This is a genomic window from Streptomyces sp. HNM0575 (genome assembly GCF_012726265.1).
Classification (GTDB): domain Bacteria; phylum Actinomycetota; class Actinomycetes; order Streptomycetales; family Streptomycetaceae; genus Streptomyces.
Genome location: NZ_JAASAG010000002.1, coordinates 267780 through 287952, shown reverse-complemented (window position 1 = coordinate 287952; position 20173 = coordinate 267780). Strand labels below are relative to the sequence as shown.

The 20173-nt window shown below is 73.6% G+C and carries 14 protein-coding genes; 9 read left to right on the top strand and 5 right to left on the bottom strand.

Going from position 1 to position 20173, the window contains the following annotated elements; translation table 11 throughout:
• Positions 1–83: 83 nt before the first annotated feature.
• The 4 genes from HCC61_RS05140 to HCC61_RS05125 all read right to left on the bottom strand — a co-directional run bounded on the left by HCC61_RS05140 (position 84) and on the right by HCC61_RS05125 (position 1939).
• Positions 84–374: a hypothetical protein gene (locus HCC61_RS05140; protein ID WP_169134067.1), complete on the bottom strand. Its 291-nt coding sequence runs from the start codon at positions 372–374 to the stop codon at positions 84–86.
• Positions 375–524: 150 nt separating this feature from the next.
• Positions 525–755 carry a DUF3107 domain-containing protein gene (locus HCC61_RS05135; protein ID WP_169134066.1) on the bottom strand — a complete coding sequence of 77 codons (231 nt, stop codon included), beginning with the start codon at positions 753–755 and terminating at the stop codon, positions 525–527.
• A 206-nt stretch (positions 756–961) separates the two neighbouring features.
• Entirely contained in the window at positions 962–1585 is a 624-nt protein-coding gene (locus HCC61_RS05130; protein ID WP_169134065.1) for a TetR/AcrR family transcriptional regulator, read from the bottom strand.
• Positions 1586–1708: 123 nt separating this feature from the next.
• Complete coding sequence (locus HCC61_RS05125; RefSeq protein ID WP_169134064.1) at positions 1709–1939, bottom strand: hypothetical protein; 231 nt, start codon at positions 1937–1939, stop codon at positions 1709–1711.
• 114 nt (positions 1940–2053) lie between these two features.
• Here HCC61_RS05125 and HCC61_RS05120 point away from each other — a divergent pair, with 114 nt between their 5' ends.
• From HCC61_RS05120 to moeZ, 7 genes are all read left to right on the top strand, one after another.
• Positions 2054–3127 (top strand): alpha/beta hydrolase, encoded by a 1074-nt coding sequence (locus HCC61_RS05120; protein WP_169134063.1) that lies wholly within the window; start codon positions 2054–2056, stop codon positions 3125–3127.
• Entirely contained in the window at positions 3127–4752 is a 1626-nt protein-coding gene (locus HCC61_RS31440; protein WP_346777031.1) for a DUF3152 domain-containing protein, read from the top strand. Before HCC61_RS05120 ends, HCC61_RS31440 begins: the two co-directional genes overlap by 1 nt.
• A 214-nt stretch (positions 4753–4966) precedes the next feature.
• Positions 4967–7060, top strand: coding sequence for a DUF3492 domain-containing protein (locus HCC61_RS05110; protein ID WP_169134062.1), 2094 nt, complete (start codon positions 4967–4969; stop codon positions 7058–7060).
• The gene (locus HCC61_RS05105; RefSeq protein WP_169133883.1) at positions 7057–8673 is read left to right on the top strand and encodes a hypothetical protein; all 1617 of its coding nucleotides are present in this window, start codon (positions 7057–7059) and stop codon (positions 8671–8673) included. The genes HCC61_RS05110 and HCC61_RS05105 overlap by 4 nt, the downstream gene beginning before the upstream one ends.
• A gap of 356 nt (positions 8674–9029) precedes the next feature.
• Positions 9030–10088: an NAD-dependent epimerase/dehydratase family protein gene (locus HCC61_RS05100; protein WP_169134061.1), complete on the top strand. Its 1059-nt coding sequence runs from the start codon at positions 9030–9032 to the stop codon at positions 10086–10088.
• Positions 10076–10975 carry a spherulation-specific family 4 protein gene (locus tag HCC61_RS05095; protein ID WP_240968491.1) on the top strand — a complete coding sequence of 300 codons (900 nt, stop codon included), beginning with the start codon at positions 10076–10078 and terminating at the stop codon, positions 10973–10975. Before HCC61_RS05100 ends, HCC61_RS05095 begins: the two co-directional genes overlap by 13 nt.
• Positions 10976–11036: 61 nt before the next feature.
• Positions 11037–12215 carry an adenylyltransferase/sulfurtransferase MoeZ gene (moeZ, locus tag HCC61_RS05090; RefSeq protein ID WP_169134060.1) on the top strand — a complete coding sequence of 393 codons (1179 nt, stop codon included), beginning with the start codon at positions 11037–11039 and terminating at the stop codon, positions 12213–12215.
• A 223-nt stretch (positions 12216–12438) separates the two neighbouring features.
• On the opposite strand, the gene HCC61_RS05085 is transcribed toward moeZ, so the two are convergent.
• A complete protein-coding gene (locus tag HCC61_RS05085) occupies positions 12439–15507 on the bottom strand; it encodes a flippase-like domain-containing protein (protein ID WP_346777030.1) in 3069 nt (1022 codons plus the stop codon).
• A gap of 131 nt (positions 15508–15638) precedes the next feature.
• On the opposite strand from HCC61_RS05085, the gene HCC61_RS05080 reads away from it, so the two are divergent.
• Entirely contained in the window at positions 15639–16019 is a 381-nt protein-coding gene (locus HCC61_RS05080; protein ID WP_169134059.1) for an MGMT family protein, read from the top strand.
• 296 nt (positions 16020–16315) lie between these two features.
• Entirely contained in the window at positions 16316–20017 is a 3702-nt protein-coding gene (locus HCC61_RS05075; RefSeq protein WP_169134516.1) for an ATP-dependent DNA helicase, read from the top strand.
• The last annotated feature ends 156 nt before the right edge of the window (positions 20018–20173 follow it).

Genomic DNA, 20173 nt, shown 5'->3' with positions numbered 1-20173 from the left:
GAACGAGGGACGAAAGCGCACGTGCGGGCCTTGACCGGCCCGGTGCGCAGGCGGCCCCGGCGGAATCGGCGCCGCCGCGACCGCTACATCCGCGGAGGGCTCGCCACCTCGGGGCCGAGGCGCTGCGGCGGGCGCACGTGCTCGCCGAGCAGCAGTGAGAGGATCGCCACACTCACGGCCGCGGCGACCGCGAGGATCACCAGCACATGACCGCCGCCGAGCACGATGTAGCAGATGAGCCCGCCCAGCAGCCCGGCCACGGGGCCGGTGGCGAGTACGAGGGAACGGCTGGGGAGTCGCTCGGGCAGCTGCCGTACGGCGGCATAGGCGATGGCGAACCCCAGGGCCGTGGCGCCGAGTGCCTCCCAGATCATGGGACCTCCTCGGGGTGGACGGCGGCCGGTCGGCCGGCCGTGCAGTTCGAGTCGCTCCCGTACTCCCCGCGCGCCACGTACGCGAAACGGCGGCTCCCCGAAAGATTCGGGAAGCCGCCGCAATGCCCGACGTATCCGTCGCGCGGGCCCTCAGATGGTGCCGAAACCCACCTTGCGGCCGCTGTGTTCGCCGATCTCGACGTATGCGAGGCGGTCCGCCGGAACCAGGACCTTGCGACCGTGCTCGTCCTCGAGGGCGAGTGGCTTCGAGCCACTGTCGGCCAGTGCGGCCGTCACCGCCTTCTCGACTTCCTCGGGAGACTGCTTGCTCTCGAAGACGATCTCGCGGGGCGCGTGCTGCACGCCGATCTTGACCTCCACGGCTATGTCCCTCCGAACGGTCAGTTGATTACGCGGTCAGCCGCGCTGTACGGAGCACACATTAGCCCGACGGCCGCCCGCCCCGGGGCCCGGCTCCGAACGCCCGCAGCGAACAGGAATCGCGGACAAGGGCGAAGTCCCCGCCCGGAGCGGGCGGGGACTTCGTACGCACCGTGCCGTGCCCGCCTCGGCGGGGCGGCGGGGCGTCACTGCATGGGGAAGCCGGCGATGCCCCGCCACGACAGCGAGGAGATCAGCTTCGCGGCGGTGTCCCTGGGAATGGGGCGGCCCGAGCCGAGCCAGTAGCGCGCGGTGATCTGTGCCATCCCGCACAGGCCCACGGCGAGCAGCATCGACTGGTCGCGCGAGAGCTTCGTGTCCTCGGCGATCACCTCGCTGACGGCTTCCGCGCACTCCAGGCTCACCCTGTCCACGCGGTCGCGCACCGCGGGCTCGTTGGTGAGGTCGGACTCGAAGACGAGCCGGAAGGCGCCGCCCTCGTCCTCGACGTACGCGAAGTAGGCGTCCATGGTCGCCGCGACCCGCTGCTTGTTGTCCGTGGTGGACGCCAGCGCCGCCCGCACCGCTTCGAGAAGGGATTCGCAGTGCTGGTCGAGCAGTGCCAGATAGAGGTCGAGCTTCCCTGGGAAGTGCTGGTAGAGCACCGGCTTGCTGACGCCCGCCCGGTCGGCGATGTCGTCCATGGCCGCCGCGTGGTACCCCTGCGCGACGAACACCTCCTGTGCTGCCCCCAGCAGTTGGTTGCGTCGGGCCCGGCGCGGCAGGCGCGTACCGCGAGGGCGCGCCTCGGTTTGCTCGATGGCTGTCACGCCGCCTCCCTGATCAGTCTGTGTGCGCTGTGCGCGCTGCGCCCCGCCATCGTACTTTTCAGTAACCGGACTGTGCCTGCCGTGGGCCGAATATTTCAGCCCGGGGCTGTGGCAACGGGCGCTTTATCGGTACTCATCCTCGTTCAGTTCGACCACGCGTGCCTGCTCGGCCGCGTCCGCGGGATCGACCTCCATGTCCTCTCGGCCGGTGATCGGCATCTCCCGCTGGCGGAGCAGATCGGCGTGCTGTTCGGCGGCGTCCTCATGCGGAGCTTCGAATCCGGTCGCCTCCTCGTCGGGCTCCTCCTCGTAGGTGTCCTCGAAGTCCTCGGGGTCGGTCGGATCAACAGACATGCTCGCTCCCCTTTCCAGGAAGGACGCCTCCTATTCGAGGCTACGACGCGGGCAGGGCGAGGGTGTGACCATGAACACCGGTGGGGCCACGTGATCGTCTCGTAATATTGCGCCATGTCGTCGACCGATCAACCCGGTGTGCAGTCCGGGGCACCGGGTCCTGCCGCGGCGTCCCAGGTGGCTCAGGCGGCGTCGCAGGCGGCTCAGGCTGTGCCGCCCGCGGGCGATCCGCCGGTCCACAGGGGAGAGGAACTGCGTACGGTCTCCCTCTCCGGTCTGACGCTGAACGTACGCTCCCGGCCCCCGGCGCGTGCGGGGCTGCCGCCCGCCGTCTACGTGCACGGGCTCGGCGGCTCCTCGCTCAACTGGTCCGCCCTGATGCTGGAGCTGGCCGGCGACGTCGACAGCGAGGCCGTGGACCTGCCGGGCTTCGGCCTCTCCCCGCCGCCCGACGACGGCGACTACTCGGTCTCCGCGCACGCGCGTGCGGTGCTGCGCCACATCGGCGCCTCCGGCCGGGCCCCCGTGCATCTTGTCGGGAACTCCCTCGGCGGGGCGGTGGCCACGCGGGCCGCGGCGCTGCGGCCCGATCTCGTGCGCACCCTGACGCTGGTCTCGCCCGCGCTGCCCGAACTGCCGCCGCAGCGGGCCGCGCTGCCGACGGCGCTGCTCGCCGTGCCCGGCGTCGCCGGCCTCTTCGGGAGGCTGACGAAGGACTGGTCGGCCGAGCGGCGCACCCGCGAGGTGCTGGCGCTGTGCTACGGCGATCCGGGGCGGGTCTCGCCAGGGGGTTTCGCGGCGGCGGTCGCCGAGTTCGAACGAAGGCTCCGCCTCCCGTACTTCTGGGATTCGCTGGCACGTTCAGCGCGCGGCATCGTCGACGCCTACACTCTGGGCGGTCAGCATTCGTTGTGGCGGCAGGCGGAGCGCGTGCTCGCACCGACGCTGCTGGTGTACGGCGGGCGGGACCAGCTCGTGAGTTTCCGGATGGCACGGCGCGCCGCCGCGGCGTTCCGTGACAACCGCGTGCTGGCACTGCCCGAGGCAGGGCACGTGGCGATGATGGAGTACCCGGAGATCGTCGCGTGCGCATTCCGTGAACTGCTTGTGGACACGGCTCGGTTGACGGGTGACGCCGGGGTCGGCGACGCTTCGCCTCCGAGGCCCGTACCTCCGGAAGGTGACTAGTGGGACGCCATAGCCGCAAGGGGCGCGCAAAGGCCGGTCATCCGCCGGAGGGCACGGCACCGCACGGCGACCTTCCGCCTTCGTACGACACCGCGGAACCCGGTGCGGCGGCGCCGTCGCAGGCGACATCTCCACATGCGGCTCCCGGGTCCGGCTTCGGGCCGCCCGATCCGCGTGACGGCTCCGCGGACGGGCCCGCCCCCCGCTCCTCCCGCGAGGGGCACCCCAACGGGTACGGCCGGGGTCCCGCCGTGCGCGGCGGCCACCCCGAGCACCGCGAACCGGGCGGCGGCTGGGGCGCGGACGGACAGGGCCGCGGACCCGGACCCTCCCACGGCAGCGGTCCCGGCGGCGACGTGGTCGGGCGGGTGCTCCAGGGCACGCCCGGCGGTGCGTTCGGCACGGGCCGGCCGTCCTCCGGGTCCGGGCCGCGGCAGGAGTACATCGACGCGTTCGACGACGACGTCTTCGGCAAGGGCCTCGCCGGCAAGTCCGGCCGCCCACCGCGGGCTCCGTCGCCGCGGCATCCGGACCGCGGGCCTGCGTCCGCCTCCCCGCCGCCGCTTCCGGGCCGCCCGCTGCCCGACCCCGGTCCGGCTCCCGTGCGCCGCGCCGCAGGGCGCAGGCCCGGTACGGCCGGACCGTGGAACGGCTACGAGGACCCCGTCGCCTTCCCGCGTGCGGCCTCCGCGGAGTCCGGTCCGCCGCGGCAGGGCGGAGGCGCCTCGGACTCCGGCCGTCCGGACTCCGGCGGCCCGGACGCCGGGTCCGCGCCGCCCCGCGTGCCCGCGCAGATGCCGCGTACGGAGAAGGGCGGAGGCTACAGGGGCCGTGCCCTCACGGGTGTGCTGGCGGTGGCGGTCACCACCGTGATCGCGTTCGTCGTGGCCACACAGGTCACCAACGGCGGCACGCACGCCGACGACTCCGCGGACGACGGAGGTGGCGCCGATCGCGGCACGTCGGCGAAGGGGCCGGCGTCCCGGTCGCAGAAGGAGCGGAGCTCGGCGCTGAGCGCGGCTCCCTCGTACACGGAGAAGCTGAGCAAGACCTACTCCCTGGACGCGGACTTCAAGGGCAAGGGTGACTTCAAGGCCGTGCCCGGCAAGGACGAGGGCGCCGGCGGCAGCCAGGTCATGCACTACCGCGTGGACGTCGAGAAGGGACTGCCGCTGGACTCCGGCCTGTTCGCGGAGGCCGTGCAGAAGACGCTGAACGACAGGCGCAGTTGGGCGCACGGCGGCGAGCGCAGCTTCGAGCGGGTCTCGAAGGGGAAGGCCGACTTCGTCATCACGCTGGCGAGTTCGCCCACCACGGACGAGTGGTGTGCGAAGTCCGGGCTGGACACCAGCGAGCAGCACGTCTCCTGCGACTCCGCGTCCACCGACCGCGTGATGATCAACGCCTACAGGTGGGCGCAGGGTTCGAAGACCTTCGGCGACGACCGGGTGTTCGCCTATCGGCAGATGCTCATCAACCACGAGGTGGGGCACAGGCTCGGGCGCGGCCATGTTGGCTGTGAGAAGGACGGCGCGCTCGCTCCGGTGATGATGCAGCAGACGAAGTCGCTGAAGACGGGCGACGCGAAGTGCCGCCCCAACCCCTGGCCGTATCCCAAGGGTTAGGGAGCCCGCCGAGCCCCTCTGAGGGGCCGGTTCCGCCCGGCTGACGCAGCGAAACGTCCAACTCGGCGATAAGTCACGGGCATTCACCCCTTTTGGTGGCGCGACGGACAACCGTCCACCGTGTGCGAAACGCGCGCATAGCGTCTTCCGCGTCACGCCATCGGCCCGGACGGTCGATGGCCCACTCGGAGAACCGGTCGGGGGTGGTGCGTCCATGCGCATCGCATTGCTTACGGAGGGTGGGTACCCGTATGCGCGCGGTGAGTCGGTCGTCTGGTGCGACCGGCTGCTGCGGGGTCTCGGCGGGCACGAGTTCGAGGTGTACGCGCTGAGCCGCAGCGCACGTCAGGCGAGCGGCATGTGGTGCGAACTGCCGGACAACGTAAGCCTGGTGAGGACGGCGCCGCTGTGGGACGCCGCCGCGGGCCGCGGTGCCGGCCGTGGCCGTGGCCGCGGAGCGGGCCGTGGCCGGGGCGAGACGCGGGCGGGTTCTGCGGGCGTCTACGGGCGGCGGGAGAAGCGCCGCTTCGACGAGGTCTTCGGCGAACTGGCTGCGGCCGTCTGCGGTGGCGGGCAGCGAGAAGAGGCGGACCGCGGGGACGAACGGGCCGATGAGGTCTGGGAGTTCGCAGGGACGCGGCTCATGGACCCGCGGCTGGCGGACGCGCGGTCCGCGGGCCCGTCGCCCGCGGACGCCCCGTCGGCGGACCGTTTCGCCGCCGGTCTCTACGGCCTCGCCGAGCTGGCGCGCGACTGCGGCGGCGGTCTGGGCGCGCTGCTCCGCTCCGAATCGGCCGTCCGCATCCTCCAGTCCGCCTGCCGCGCACCCGGCGCTCTCCGCGCGGTGCGCTCCGCACAGGTCGCGGACCTGCTCGCCGTGGCCGGGCGGCTGGAGCGCGCCCTGCGGCCGCTCTCGCTCGACTGGTACGGCGGGGGCGAGACGTACGGCGAACGGGGAGCGGACGAGGAGTGCGGCGGCCTCGCGGACGTCGACCTGTGCCACGCCGTCGGCGGCGGTGTCGCGGCGCTTCCCGGCCTGCTGGCGAAGCGATTCTTCGGTACGCCCCTGCTGATCACCGAGTACGGGGTGCGCGTGCGGGAGCACTATCTCGCCAGTGCCGCCGACGCGGTCGCCCCGGAGGCCGCCGTACCGCCTGCGGCCGCGGGAGCACCCGTAAGGGCGCTTCTCGCCTCGTTCCAGCGGCAGTTGGCGCACGAGGCGTACTCCTGCGCCCAGCTGATCACGCCGGGGAACACCCACGCGCGCCGGTGGCAGGAGCGCTGCGGCGCACCGCGCGGGAAGCTGCGCACCGTCTACCCGGGCATGGACGCCGCGCCCTTCGCGGAGCTGGGCGAGCGGGCGGGCGCCGGTGCGGACGAGGAGTGCTCGACGCTGGTGTGGGCGGGCCGCGTCGAGCCGTCCAAGGACCTGATCGGACTGCTGCACGCCTTCGCCGAGGTCCGCCGGGCGGTTCCGGGTGCGCGGCTGCGCATCGTCGCAACCACCGAGTCCGGGCGCGGGCCGGAGGCTCGGGAGTACGAGACGCGGTGCCGGGCGCTGGCGGCGCAGCTCTTCCCGGACGAGGCCGCCGACTCCGTCGCCGTCGGTGAGAACCCGGTGTCCTTCGAGGAGGTGGGCGGCCCCTCCGTGCCGGCGCACGCCGACGCCTACGGGGCGGGGTGCGTGGTGGTGTCCTCCAGCTCGGTCGAGGGGTTCCCGGTGACGCTCGTCGAAGCCATGTTCAGCGGGCGGGCCACCGTCTCCACGGACGTGGGCGCCGTCTGCGAGGTGATCGGCGGCACGGGGCTCGTCGTGCCGGCGCGCAACCCGCGTGCGCTGGCGGACAGTTGCCTCGCGCTGCTGCGCGATCCGGAGCGGCGGGAGCGTCTCGGGGCGGCGGCGCGCGCCCGCGCGCTCGAACTCTTCACGGTCGAGCAGAACGTCGCGGCCTTCCGTGCGATCTATCTGGAGCTGATGTCCCGCTGGCCCGTCGCCGCGGGCGAAGCGGCGCCCGCGGCCGGCGAGGAGGAGCCGCTGCCGCTGCCCTTCGCGAGACCGGCGGAGTCGCATGTGCCGGGGCGCTGGGCCGGAGACCGAAGCGGAGGGGGCGGGGCGAGCCTCGGCGTGAGCGGTGGGGCGGGCGGTGCGTGCGGCACGGGCGGCGCGGGCGCGGGACAGGCGGACGCCTGCGCGGCCACTGCCCCCGTGCCCGCGCCGCCGGTCACGCTCGCGGTCTCGCCGGTACGGGCGGCGGTGCTCGCCGCGGTGCACGCCGGACGCGAACACCGGGAGGTTGAGGGCAGATGAGTGGTCACAGACCTCGCATCGGGGGAGCGGCGGTCACGGAGTCCGTCCCGGAGCCCGTCGCGAACTCAGTCGCGAACTCGGTCACCAACTCAGTCACCGACACGGTCTCCGACTCGGTCACCGACGCGGTCGCCGACTCCGTGACCGCGCCCGGCGGTACGGCCGCCGACGGAGCAGGCATCGCGTCCCGTACCGCGACCGGTGCCACGTCACGTGCCGCTGCGCTGCGGGCACCGGCGGGCCGTCCCCGCCGTCCCCGCACACCGGCGCAGAGGGCGCAGCCGATGCGGGCGGTGCCGGCCGCACCCGCCGACGTCCGGGACGCCCGCCCCAAGGCACCAGCGGAGTCGTCCGACGGGTCCGTGCCGGGGCCCGCCCGTACGAAGCCGGCGAGCGGGCACGCACCGTCCGGGGCCCGACCGGCCGATCCCGTACGGGAGTTGATGCACCGCCACCGCGAGCTGTGCGCGTACGCAGTCGATCCGCTGGAGATCGCGGCCGCCCTGGAGGCGGACGGGATCACCGACCGGGTCGCGGCCCGCTTCCGGCACCGGGACGTCTTCTCCCTCGCCGAGGAGCTGTTCGCACGCGTACCGCGGGCGGAGCAGGGGGCGCCCGGTCCGCCCGGCAGGCCCGGCACGTCCGGTCCGGCCGCAGGGTCCTGTGCGGCGGAGTACGGGGCCTCGGCTGGCCCCGCGGCGTCGGCGGACCCGGCGGTCGCGACCGTACGGACGGCCTCGGCCGGTTCGGGGCATGCGCGTACGCGTCCGCGTGTGCTGCTTGCGCTTCCGGCCGTGCTGCCGGGGGTGCTCGCCGCCGCGGCCGTGGCCGTCTTCGCGTCGGCAGGTACGGGTCCGGGGCAGGGTGCCGGAGCCGTCAGATCCGGGACGGAGACCGGGATCGGCCTCGCGTGCGCGCTCGTACCGGCCGTGTGGTGTGCCCGCTGGTTCGCCGTACGGACGCGGCGCGGGCTCGAACGCAGCCGCAGTCTGGGCGAGTTCGCGGCCGGTACGAGGTCGCTGCTGACGGCTGCCGCGCTGATGTTCACGGGCGTGCTGGCCGGGCTCCGTACCGCTGTGCACGGGATCGCGGCGCTCGCCGGTGCACATGGCGGGGGCGGCGAACGGGACGGGGGCGGATGGTTCGGGGGCGCGGGGCCCGGTGGTGCCGGTCCCGGTGGTGTGGGCCCCGGTGGTGTGGTGCCCGCCGAGTCGATGCCGGGGACCGTGGCGCTCGGACTCCTGCTGTTCGCTGCGCTGCTGCTGGCGGTGCACGGCTTCGGCGGGACCGCGGCGGCGGGGCTCGTGGCCGCGTGTGCGCTCCAGGCGGCCGCCGCGTCCGCGGTGTCCGCCGTCGCCGCAGGCCCGGCCGTCGCACGGGCGTCCGCCGTGGCCTGTGGGTGCGTGGCGCTGGTCCTGCTGGCGTGCGCGTACCGGCTGCTCGGCAGGGCGTCCGCGCATCGTCCGCGTGAGGCCGCGGTCAAGGCGAAACCCCCTTGCGGAGCGGGACTTCGCGTACGCGACGGAAGCGGCGGACGCGGAGGGCCCGGCGGGCGCGGCGAATGCCGCGAACCCTGCGAGCGCTGCGAGGGCCCACCCGGCCCGGGGCTCTGACCCCCGCCGGTGCCGCCCCGTACGGCAGGCGCACCGGGACCGGCGGACAGCCACCGGGACCGGCACCGGCAGTGGCCCGCGGACACACAGGCAGACAGGACGCAGGGACACAGGACACCGGCTCCCGGAACGCCGGCACCGGACGACGGATCCGTACGACCCGTCCTCCTCGCCCGGCCCCGCCCCACGGCCCCCACACCCCCCCGCATACGACCGACCCGCGCACGCAGCCCGCCGAGGGCCGCCGCGCGAACGGCACAACGACCCCGCACAACGACCCCGCAGAACGACAAGGAGCAACACGAAATGATCACTGCACGGCCGCCGTACCGCATGTCCGGACAGGAGGACCTGCCATGAGGGTGCTCCTGCTCGGTGCCGGGGGCTACCTCGGCCGCTTCGTCGCCGACCGGCTCCTGGCCGATCCCGCCGTACAGCTGACGGCCCTCGGACGCAACGACGACGCCGACGTCCGCTTCGACCTGTCCACGGGCAGTCCGGGTGCGCTCACCCGCTTCCTGGACGCGGTGCACCCCGGCGTGGTCATCAACTGCGCGGGCGCCACCCGGGGCGGCGCACGCGAACTGACCCGCCACAACACCGTCTCCACCGCCACCGTCTGCGAGTCGCTGCGCCGCAGCAGCTGCGGCGCCCGGCTGGTGCACCTCGGCTGTGCCGCGGAGTACGGGCCCTCCACGTCGGGTTCGTCGATCGGGGAGTCCGCCGTGCCGCGTCCCGGGGGGCCGTACGGCGTGAGCAAGCTCGCCGCGACCGAGCTGGTGCTCGCGTCGGGCCTGGACGCCGTGGTGCTGCGCGTCTTCTCGCCCACGGGCCCGGGCACTCCCGCCGGTTCGCCGCTGGGGCGGCTGGCGGAGGGCATGCGCCGGGCGATGCAGCAGGGCGACAGCGAGCTGAAGCTCGGCGGGCTCGGCGTGCAGCGGGACTTCGTCGACGTACGGGACATCGCGCGGGCCGTGCACGCGGCGTCGCTGTCGGCGGCGCAGGGCGTCGTCAACATCGGCACGGGCAGGGCGGTGCGGCTGCGCGAGGCGGCCGGCGTGCTCGCACGCGTCGCGGGCTTCGGAGGCTCCCTGCACGAACTGGAGCCCGGCGGCGGGCAGCAGCCGGTCTCCGCCGCGTCCGCCCTCGCCACGGCCTCCTCCGCTTCCTCTGCTTCCCCCGCTTCTTCCGCGTCCGCTGCCTCCTCCGTCCCCGCACCGTCCGCCCTGTCCGCCTCCTCCGCGGTTCCCGCACCGGCTTCCGCGGGTGCGGCGTCGTACCCCTACCCCGACGGCTGCGGCAGCTGGCAGCAGGCGGACGTACGCACCGCGCGCGACCGGCTCGGGTGGCGTCCCCGCATCGGCCTGGAGGAGTCCCTGGCCGACATCTGGATGGAGGCCGCATGCCGCATCTGATCGATACCGGCGGTGCGTTGAGCGCACCGGCCGGGCAGACGGGAGGGACGAGGTTCGGCGTCCCCGGCTGGGCGCATCCGATGCTGGCGCCCGTCGAGTGGGCGGTGCTGGCACAGCCGGGACTGCCGCTGCACTGGACGGTGCTGGACGTGGCGGGCGGCCCGGGCGCCAGGCCGGACTCGTACTGCGTGGCGGCGGCGGCCACGCTGCGCGAGGCCGGCGTGACCGTGCTGGGTCATCTCGCGATGCGGGACGGCACACGGTCGTTCGGCGAGCTGGTGTCGGACGCGCACCGGTTCCTCGACTGGTACGGGGTGGACGGCTTCTATCTCGCGGACTGCCCTTCCGGGCGGGCGCAACTCGCGGAGACGGCGCGGACGGTGACGACCCTGCGGGCCCTGTGCGCGCAGCAGCGCCGCTACCAGCACCGGCACACCGCCGGGCGTCAGGGAGGGCCCGCCGGTCACGGTCGTCACCGCGGCCCCGGCGGACCGTGCCCACGGGTCGCGGAGCCGGGCGGCGTCCCGGCAGGTACCGGGACGGCAGGGCTGCGTCCCGCCCTCGTCTCCGAGCACGGCACGCATCCGCATCCCGGATACGCGGACCTCGCGGACCAGTTGGTCACCTTCTCCGGCAGCTGGACCGACTACCGCTGGTCGCAGGCGGCCGGCTGGACGGCGGACCATCCGCCGGAGCGCTTCTGCCACCTGGTGCACGGCGTTCCGCGCATGCACATCGAGGAGGCGTTGCGCATCGCACGCTGGCAGGGAGCGGGCACCGTCTGGTTCACCGACAGGACGGACAGGGAGGGACGCAACCCCTGGGAGGCGCTGCCCGGCTACTGGGACGAGCTCGTCTCGCGCCTCGGACCGGGTGTCTCGGAATGAGACCGTGCGTGGCAGTGTTACGGGAGAACAACCGTACGTTCCACCGACCAACGGAGTCCCCGTGTCGCTGCCACCCCTGGTCGAGCCGGCTCCCGAGCTCACCGTCGACGAGGTCCGCAGGTACTCACGCCACCTGATCATCCCCGACGTCGGGATGGACGGGCAGAAGCGGCTGAAGAACGCCAAGGTGCTCTGCGTCGGTGCGGGCGGCCTCGGGTCGCCCGCCCTGATGTACCTCGCCGCCGCGGGCGTGGGCACGCTGGGCATCGTGGAGTTCGACGAGGTCGACGAGTCGAACTTGCAGCGCCAGATCATCCACAGCCAGTCGGACATCGGGCGTCCCAAGGCCGAGTCCGCCAAGGACACGGTGCTGGGGATCAACCCGCACACCACGGTGAACATCCACGAGGAGCGTCTCGACTCCTCGAACGTGATGGACATCTTCGCCCCGTACGACCTGGTCATCGACGGGACGGACAACTTCGCCACCCGCTATCTCGTCAACGACGCCTGCGTGCTGCTGAACAAGCCGTACGTGTGGGGCTCGATCTACCGCTTCGACGGCCAGGCGTCCGTCTTCTGGAGCGAGCACGGCCCCTGCTACCGCTGCCTGTACCCGGAGCCCCCGCCGCCCGGCATGGTGCCGAGCTGCGCCGAAGGCGGCGTACTGGGCGTGCTGTGCGCCTCGGTCGGCTCGATCCAGGTCAACGAGGCGATCAAGGTGATCGCCGGCATCGGCGAGCCGCTGCTCGGCCGCCTGATGATCTACGACGCCCTGGAGATGAGCTACCGCCAGGTCAAGGTCCGCAAGGACCCGGACTGCGCCGTCTGCGGCGAGAACGCGACGGTGACCGAGCTGATCGACTACGAGGCGTTCTGCGGCGTCGTCTCCGACGAGGCGCAGGAGGCCGCGGCCGGGTCGACCATCACTCCCAAGCAGCTCAAGGAGTGGATGGACGACGGCGAGTCGATCGAAGTCATCGACGTGCGCGAGCCCAACGAGTACGAGATCGTCTCGATCCCGGGCGCGAAGCTCGTCCCGAAGAACGACTTCCTGATGGGGAGCGCGCTCCAGGACCTGCCGCAGGACAAGAAGATCGTCTTGCATTGCAAGACGGGTGTCCGGTCGGCGGAAGTCCTCGCGGTGCTGAAGGACGCGGGCTTCTCGGACGCGGTGCACGTGGGCGGCGGAGTCATCGGCTGGGTCAATCAGATCGAGCCGGACAAGCCGGTGTACTGAGCGGCTGCCGCGGCTTCGCCGGGCTCGGTCACTGCTCCGGGGATCCGGGGTCCGGACCGGATGCCAACGGCAGACGGCACACGACAGACGGCCGGGGTCCGTACGCGCTCATGGGCGGGTACGGACCCCGGCCGTCTGCGTATACGCCCGGCGGCCCGCAGGACCGCCGGGCCCCGTCCGTCGGATCCCGCCCATCAGATCCCGAACGTCGGATCGCGGACCGTCAGATCGCGCCCTTCCGCGTCAGATGCGTGAACGACAGCCAGCCCGGCCCCACCGGCAGCCACAGCGTCAGCAGCCTGAAGAGCAGCACCGCGGGCGTCGCGATCTCCTTCGGCACCCCGAAGGTGATCAGGCCGGCGATGAGAGCCGCCTCGACGGCGCCGAGTCCGCCGGGCGTCGGGGCTGCCGACCCCAGGGCGTTGCCCGCGAGGAAGACGACGGCGATGCTCGCGTAGCTCGCGTCGTGGCCGAAGGCCCGTACGCATGAGTCCAGGCACATCACGAACAGCAGCGTCATCAGCAGCATTCCGCCGATGCCCGTCACCAGCTTCCGCGGCCGCTGCACCACATCCAGCATCCGCGGCACCACGCCCGCGAAGAGCGAGCGCAGCCGGTTGGAGACGAACCGCCGCAGCGCCGGCACGGCGGTGACGATCAGCACCAGCACCGCCGCCGCCAGCAGTCCCGCGATGACACCCCGCGACGGCGACAGCGTCGGCGTGTGCTCGGTGCCCGTGAGGTAGCCGAAGACGAGCAGCAGCGTGATGTGGCTGCCGAGTCCGAACAGCTGTGAGGCGCCGACGCTCGCCACCGCGTGCCCCGGCCGTACGCCCGCCCGTTGCAGGAAGCGGGCGTTGAGGGCGACGCCGCCGATCTGCGCCGGCGCGACCAGCTTCACGAAGGAGCCCGCGACCTGGGCGACGACGGTCCGCAGGAACGGCACCTTCTCCGGTACGAAACCCAGCAGCGCCATGGACGCCGCGAAGTACGTGAACGCCGAGAAGACGGCGGCGCCGCCCACCCAGGCCCAGTTGGCCTCGCCGACGACCTGCCCGAACTGAACCTGCGTGAGCTGCGACAGCAGGAAGTACGCGGCGAGCGCACCCGCGATGAAGGTGACCAGCGTGCGCGGCTTGACCCTCTCCAGACGGGCCGGCTCTATCGGCGCCTGCGGTCTGATCAGCAGCACCTGCTGGCGGATCTGCGCCAGCAGGTCCTCCTCGCGCGCCTCCTCCAGCGCATCGTCGATGGCGCGCTTCTCCGCGTTCTTCTCGGCCCGCAGCGACTTGCGGTCCGTCTTGTGCGCCGCGGCCCGCGTGCCGCCCTCGCCGGTGTGGGACCTGGCCTCCTTGCCGTGGCGTGAGGCCTCGATGACGGCGTCCCGCTCGCGCTGGGCGCGCTCCTTGGCGAGCCTGCGCAGCGTGTGGCGCGTACGGCGGCTGAGGGCGATGGGCTGGAGCAGCGGGAGGCTGTCGGCGACGGCGTCCGGCCCGAGCACGTCGACGGCGGCGGCGACCGCACGCTCGGCGCCCACCCGCAGCCCGAACGTCGTCATCAGCTGCGCGATGTCCATGCGCAGCACGACGTCGCCCGCCGCGATCTCACCGCCGCGCATGTCCGTCAGATAGACCGTGCCGGAGCCGTCCACGAGGATCGCGTCGCCGACCAGGCGCCGGTGGGTGATGCGCCGCGACTGGAGCGCGTCGACCTGGCGCCACGCGGCACGCATCAGGGTGTCGGTGATCTCCTCGTCGGCCAGCGTGTCGAGGGTGCGGGCCTCGATGTGCTCGTAGACGAGCATGACGGCGTCCGGGCCGAGTTCGGAAGTGGCGATGAGGCGGGGGGCGTTGGCCCCGGCGGCGATGGCGGCGTACGCGAGCAGCGCCTCCTGCTCCAGCGCCTGGCGCAGCGACTGGAGGCTGCGGTACTGGATGATGCCGCGCAGCGTCAGACGGCGCCACACCCGGTAGAAGAAGCCGTGCGCCTGCTGCTCGCGGTCGACGACGGTCACGTCGATGGGGGCGCCGTGCTCCAGCGTGACCAGATAGCGGCGTCCCTGGTCGCCCGGCTCGGTGCCGTCGGGGCCCTCGGCGTCCTCCAGGCGCTTGGCGCTCACCGGGCTGAAGCCGACGTGCCGCAGCCCGGCGAGCAGCGTCTGGCCGGTGGGGCGCACGTTCGGTGTGCCCACCGCGTAGAGGGTTCCGTACGCGACCGACCAGCCGATCAGCACCGTGACGAGGATCGAGAACAGCGTCGAGTAGCCGGGGAAGAGGATGGCGAAGGCGTTGAGCAGCAGCACGGCCCACAGCAGCACCCGCCAGCGCGGCCTGCGCGCCATGCCCACGGCCGTCATGTAGGCGATGACGGGGGCGAGATAGCTGTGCACCGGGGTGGTGAGACCGGTGTCCGTGAACTGCTTGGTCAGGGCGTCCCGTACCGAGCCGGGCGCCGCGTCCGCCACCCACAGGTCGACCGCGAGCGATGCGCCGTGCGCGAGGACGGCCGCCAGCACGCCGTCCGCGATGCGCAGTCCGTCCCGCTTGATCAGCCGCTCGATCGCGAACGCGACGGGGACGAGCAGGATGACGATGCTGGACGCGAGCCCGGTGATGCTGATCAGCAGCGGCGGTGCCTGCTGGGTGCCCTTGTCGATGTCCTGCTCTAGGCCCGCGGTGGTGCCGTGCGCGAAGTTGGCGATGACCAGTACGACGGTGATGGCCAGCAGTCCGAGGCCCAGCCGGAGCAGGTCGGAGGGGCGGTGGACGCGGGCGGAGAGCAGCGGCTCGTCGTTCTCGACGGCGTCGTCCGGGGGGCCGGCGGGCCCCGGCGTTCCGGCGGGCGTCCCGGAGGGCTCGGACGGTCCGGAGGCGCGGGCGGTGTCCTCGCGCGGCTGCCCGCCCTCTCGGCCTTCCTCGCGCCCTGCCTGCTCCTCGTGCTGCTCGTCGTGCTCCGCCTGCGAATCCTGGTCCTCCGCCTGCGAATCCTCGTGCTCCGCACGCGAACCGTCCCCGCCGCGCGAGCCGTTCGTGCCGCCCTTACCGCTACCGCCCTTACCGCCCTGCCATCTGCGCGCGCCGTGCGGCTCGTGCCGTGCGCCGTCACCGGACCGCTGCCGCCGCTGGGATCCCGTGCTCCCCGAGCGGTCGGTGCGGCTGCCGTCCGTATGGTCCGTGCCACTGCCGTCCGTGCGGCCGCGGGCAGCATCGCGGGAGGTGCCGCTCCCGCCCGAGGCGGGGCGTTCACCTTGCCTTCGGCCGGCTGCCGCCGCCCCGTCCTGGTCCCGTATCACTCGTCACCGCCCGCACGATGGTGGCACGAGGTGGTACCCGACCGGCAGTCCAGGGTGGCCTCCCGGTGCGCGTACGGCAGGAGAAGCCACCGCGGAAGCGGCTGTCGGTGGTGTACGGCACCATTGCCGGCATGCATGCGAGCCACCGGCAGCCGGGCCCGCCGGACCGGCCGGAAGACACCGGACCACCCGCACTGCCCGAGTTCGCGGAGCGGGTGCTGGACGTCGCGGACCGGATCCCGCCCGGCCGCGTCATGACGTACGGCGACGTGGCCGAGTGGCTCGAAGAGGGCGGCCCCCGTCAGGTGGGCCGCGTCATGTCGCTGTACGGAGGCGCCGTGCCGTGGTGGCGGGTCGTGCGGGCCGACGGCGTGCTGCTCGCGGGCCACGAGCTGCGGGCGCTGGAGCGCTACAGGGCGGAGGGCACACCGCTGCGGGAGGCCGCACGCACGGCGGAAGGACACGTTCCGCGGATCGACATGCGAAGGGCCAGGTGGGACGGCGAGATGTGACCACGTACTGCGGCTGCTCACGGTTACCACCTTCCGCCATCCCCGCTCCCAGCTCGTACCGGGCCACCCGTACGGAGTACACGAGCGCCGCGCTGCGGCACGTGTGCCCGCTGGCGTAGCGTCTGCACCAGTCAGCACAGACCCTCCCCGAGGCGATCCACGTGAGCTCCTCCATCCCGTCCGATGCCCGCCGGCAGGGGGCCGGTCCCGTCGCGGACCCGGGCTCCGGCGCGGCTCCGGGCTCCGCTGCGGACGCGGGCTCCGGCTCCGGCGCGGGCCCCGGCACGTACCGTCTGGTGCGTACCCGGCCGGAGAGCGTGGACCCCCCTGTCCTGGACCCACAGCAAAGCGCGGTGGCCGCCCATTCCGGCGGGCCGCTTCTGGTGCTGGCGGGTCCCGGTACGGGCAAGACCACGACGCTCACCGAGTCCGTGGCGGAGAGGGTACGTGCGGGAGCCGACCCCGAGCGCATCCTCGTACTGACCTTCAGCCGCAAGGCCGCCGTCGAGCTGCGCGACCGGATGGCCGTCCGCCTGACGGGACTTGGGGAGCACACGTCGGCGCCGCAGGCGACGACCTTCCACTCGTACTGCTACGCGCTCGTCCGCGCGCATCAGGACGCCGAGCTCTTCGCCGAGCCGCTGCGGCTGCTCTCCGGGCCCGAACAGGACCTGTACATCCGCGAGTTGCTGGAGGGCCAGCTCGCTCTGGAGTCGGAGGGCCGCGGCCGCATCGCTTGGCCCGGCGAGCTGCGCGCCTGCCTGACGACGCGCGGCTTCGCGGACGAGGTGCGGGCGGTGCTCGCGCGCAGCAGGGAGCTGGGGCTCGGGCCGCGCGAGCTGGGCGACTTCGCGGACCGCACGGGGCGGCCCGACTGGTCGGCGGCGGCGGGCTTCCTCGCCGAGTACCTCGACGTGCTCGACGCACAGGGCGTGCTCGACTACGCGGAACTGGTGCACCGCGCCGTGCTGCTGGCGGAGAGCCCGGGCGTCGCGGAGGCGCTGCGGGAGCGGTACGACGCCGTGTACGTCGACGAGTACCAGGACACCGACCCGTCCCAGGTGCGGCTGCTGCGCGCGCTCGCCGGGGGCGGCCGTACGCTCGTCGTCTTCGGCGACCCGGACCAGTCGATCTACACCTTCCGAGGCGCGGACGTGAACGGCATCCTCGACTTCCCCGAGGCCTTCCGGCAGCGCTCCGGCGAGCCCGCACCGGTCCACGTGCTGCGTACGGGGCGCCGCAGCGGCGGCGAACTGCTGGAGGCCACGCGCGAGATCACCCGCCGTCTGCCGCTGACGCGGCTGCCCGCGGAGGCCGTGCGGGCGCACCGCGGTCTCGTGGCGCAGCGTGAGGGCGGACGGGTCGAGGTCTTCACCTGCCCGACCGCCGGGGCCGAACTCGACAACATCGCGGACCTGTTGCGGAGAGCGCATCTCGAACAGGGCGTTCCCTGGGGCGAGATGGCGGTGCTGGTCCGCGCGGGCGGCCGTACGATCCCGGCGGTCCGGCGGGCGCTGACCTCCGCAGGGGTGCCGCTCGACGTGGACGGCGACGACGTGCCGCTGCGCCACGAGCCCGCCGTCGCACCGCTGTTGACGGCGCTGCGGGCGGTGGCGCGCGCGGCGGTGCACGGGCCCGGGCCCGGGCCCGGGCCCGGGCCGGGCGACGGGCAGAGGGACGGGCAGGGGGACGGGGACGGGGCGGCGGTTCACGGGAAGGACGGGGACACGGAGCCGGGGCGGGGGCGGGGGCCGGGCGGTGCGGAGGGTGGTCCTGCGGACAGCAATGACGACGGCGGCGACGAAGCCGGTGACAGCGACGACGAAGGTGACAGCGACGAAGCTGGTGTTAGCGCCGGTGCCGGTGCCGACGCCCATGCCGCGGCGGGTCCCGCCGCCGGCTGGCTGGACACCGAGACCGCCCTCACCCTCCTCGGCTCGCCGCTCGGCGGCATGGACGCCGCCGACCTGCGGCGCCTGGGCCGCGCCCTGCGTGAGGAGGAGCGCGCGTCGGGCGCGAGGGTCCCGCGCCCCTCCGACGTACTGCTCACCGAGGCGCTCGCCGAGCCCGAGCGCCTGGTGGCGCACGACCCGGCCTACGCGCGCGGCGCCCAGCGCCTCGGTCTGCTGCTCCGCAAGGCACGCGAGCTGCTCGCGGGCGGCGGCACCGCGGAGGAGGCGCTGTGGCAGCTGTGGGACGGCACGCCGTGGCCGCGCCGGCTGGAGCGCGCGGCCTTCCGCGGCGGTGCGGCGGGCCGCAACGCCGACCGCGATCTGGACGCCGTGTGCGCCCTGTTCGAGTCCGCGGCCCGCGCCGAGGAGCGCAGCGGGGGCAGGGGCGCGCTCAACTTCCTGGAGGAGGTCGACGCGCAGGACGTGGTCGCCGACACCCTCGACCGCCGTGCCGTACGGCCCGACGCCGTACGGCTGATGACGGCGCACCGCGCCAAGGGACTGGAGTGGCGGCTGGTCGTGGTCGCGGGCGTGCAGGAGGGCCTGTGGCCCGATCTGCGCCGTCGCGGCTCGCTGCTGGAGGCCGACCGCATCGGCCGCGACGGGCTGGCCGAACCGCTGCCCCCCGGCGCCCTGCTGACCGAGGAGCGCAGGCTCTTCTACGTGGCGGCGACGCGCGCCAGGGAGCGGCTGGTCGTCACCGCCGTGCGGGCGCCCGCGGACGACGGCGACCAGCCGTCGCGGTTCCTGAACGAGCTCGGCGTCGAACCGAAGGCCGTCAACTCCCGTCCGCGGCGGCCCCTTTCGGTCTCCGCGCTCGTGGCGGAGCTGCGCGCCACGACCGTCGATCCGGCGGCCTCGCCCGCCCTGCGGGATGCGGCTGCCGCGCGGCTCGCCCGGCTGGCGGGACTGCGCGACGAGGAGGGCCACGCGCTCGTACCGGCGGCGCATCCGCACCGCTGGTGGGGGCTGCACGAGCCGACGCGTTCCGCGACGCCGCTGCGCGATCCCGGACGGCCCGTCACGCTGTCGGGCAGCGCGCTGGACCAGCTCGCCAACTCCTGTGCGCTGCAATGGTTCCTGGCACGCGAGGTCAAGGCGGACGCTCCCGCGACGGCGGCCCAGGGCTTCGGGAACGTACTGCACGTACTCGCCGACGAGGTGGCCTCCGGAGGGACCCCGGCCGATCTCGCCGTACTGATGGAGCGGCTGGAGACCGTCTGGGACGGGCTGGCCTTCGAGGCGCCCTGGAAGTCCCGGCAGGAGAAGCAGAACGCGAGGGCGGCTCTGGAGAGGTTCCTGCGCTGGCACGTGATGCGCGCCGGTACGCCGGGCACGGGCACGAGTGCGGGTACGGGTGCGGGTGCGGACGGTGACCCGGACGACGGCTCGGACGCGGGAGCCGGAGGAGTCCCGGACACCGGCGGGGTTCCGGACGGCGACGGGATGCGGGACACCGGCGCCGGGGTCGCCGGGAGCGAACTCGGCTTCGACGTCACGCTGGAGGCGGGCGAGTACGAGGTGCGGATCCGCGGCAGCGTCGACCGAGTGGAGCGCGACGGCCAGGGCCGTGCGTACGTCGTCGACTTCAAGACCGGAGCCACGAAGCCGAGCGGCAAGGAGGTCGCGCGCCATCCGCAGCTCGCCGTCTACCAGTTGGCCGTGCGCGAAGGCGCGGCGGACCGGCTCTTCGGCGGAGAGCGCCCGGAGCCCGGCGGCGCGGAGCTGGTACATCTGCGCCTGGGAGCACCGGAACGCGACGGCGGTGACGCTTTTCCGGTGGTGCAGCGTCAAGAGGCGCTGGGCGAAGGGGGATCGGGCGGTGCGGACGCGGACGCGGACGCGGGAGCGGATGCGGCGGTGGACGGGGGCGCGGATGCGGGCCCCGGCGCCGGGGGCGGCGAGTGGATCGGCGAACTGCTCGCGACGGCGGCGGGACGCGTCCTCGACGAGCGCTTCACGCCCTCGCCCGGCACGCACTGCACCCACTGCTCGTTCCGCGGCGCCTGTTCCGCGCGTGCCGAGGGGCGGCACATCGTGGAGTGACCGACTGCCGCTCGTACGCGGACAGTTGAGAGACAGTCGGAAAGACATCGGAAGACAGCCGAGAGGCAGTCGGAACGCCAGCTGAAAGGCAGTCGGAAAGGCGCTCGCAAGCCCGGGTCGAGCGGCCGCCCTTGCCGTGACCCTGTGACCAGGCGT

What these genes read in the sequence shown, in the direction of transcription:
- HCC61_RS05140 (WP_169134067.1), bottom strand. Translation starts at nt 374, where the DNA reads ATGATCTGGGAGGCACTCGGCGCCACGGCCCTGGGGTTCGCCATCGCC.
- HCC61_RS05125 (WP_169134064.1), bottom strand. Translation starts at nt 1,939, where the DNA reads ATGTCTGTTGATCCGACCGACCCCGAGGACTTCGAGGACACCTACGAG.
- HCC61_RS05120 (WP_169134063.1), top strand. Translation starts at nt 2,054, where the DNA reads ATGTCGTCGACCGATCAACCCGGTGTGCAGTCCGGGGCACCGGGTCCT.
- HCC61_RS05110 (WP_169134062.1), top strand. Translation starts at nt 4,967, where the DNA reads ATGCGCATCGCATTGCTTACGGAGGGTGGGTACCCGTATGCGCGCGGT.
- HCC61_RS05105 (WP_169133883.1), top strand. Translation starts at nt 7,057, where the DNA reads ATGAGTGGTCACAGACCTCGCATCGGGGGAGCGGCGGTCACGGAGTCC.
- HCC61_RS05100 (WP_169134061.1), top strand. Translation starts at nt 9,030, where the DNA reads ATGAGGGTGCTCCTGCTCGGTGCCGGGGGCTACCTCGGCCGCTTCGTC.
- HCC61_RS05095 (WP_240968491.1), top strand. Translation starts at nt 10,076, where the DNA reads ATGCCGCATCTGATCGATACCGGCGGTGCGTTGAGCGCACCGGCCGGG.
- HCC61_RS05080 (WP_169134059.1), top strand. Translation starts at nt 15,639, where the DNA reads ATGCATGCGAGCCACCGGCAGCCGGGCCCGCCGGACCGGCCGGAAGAC.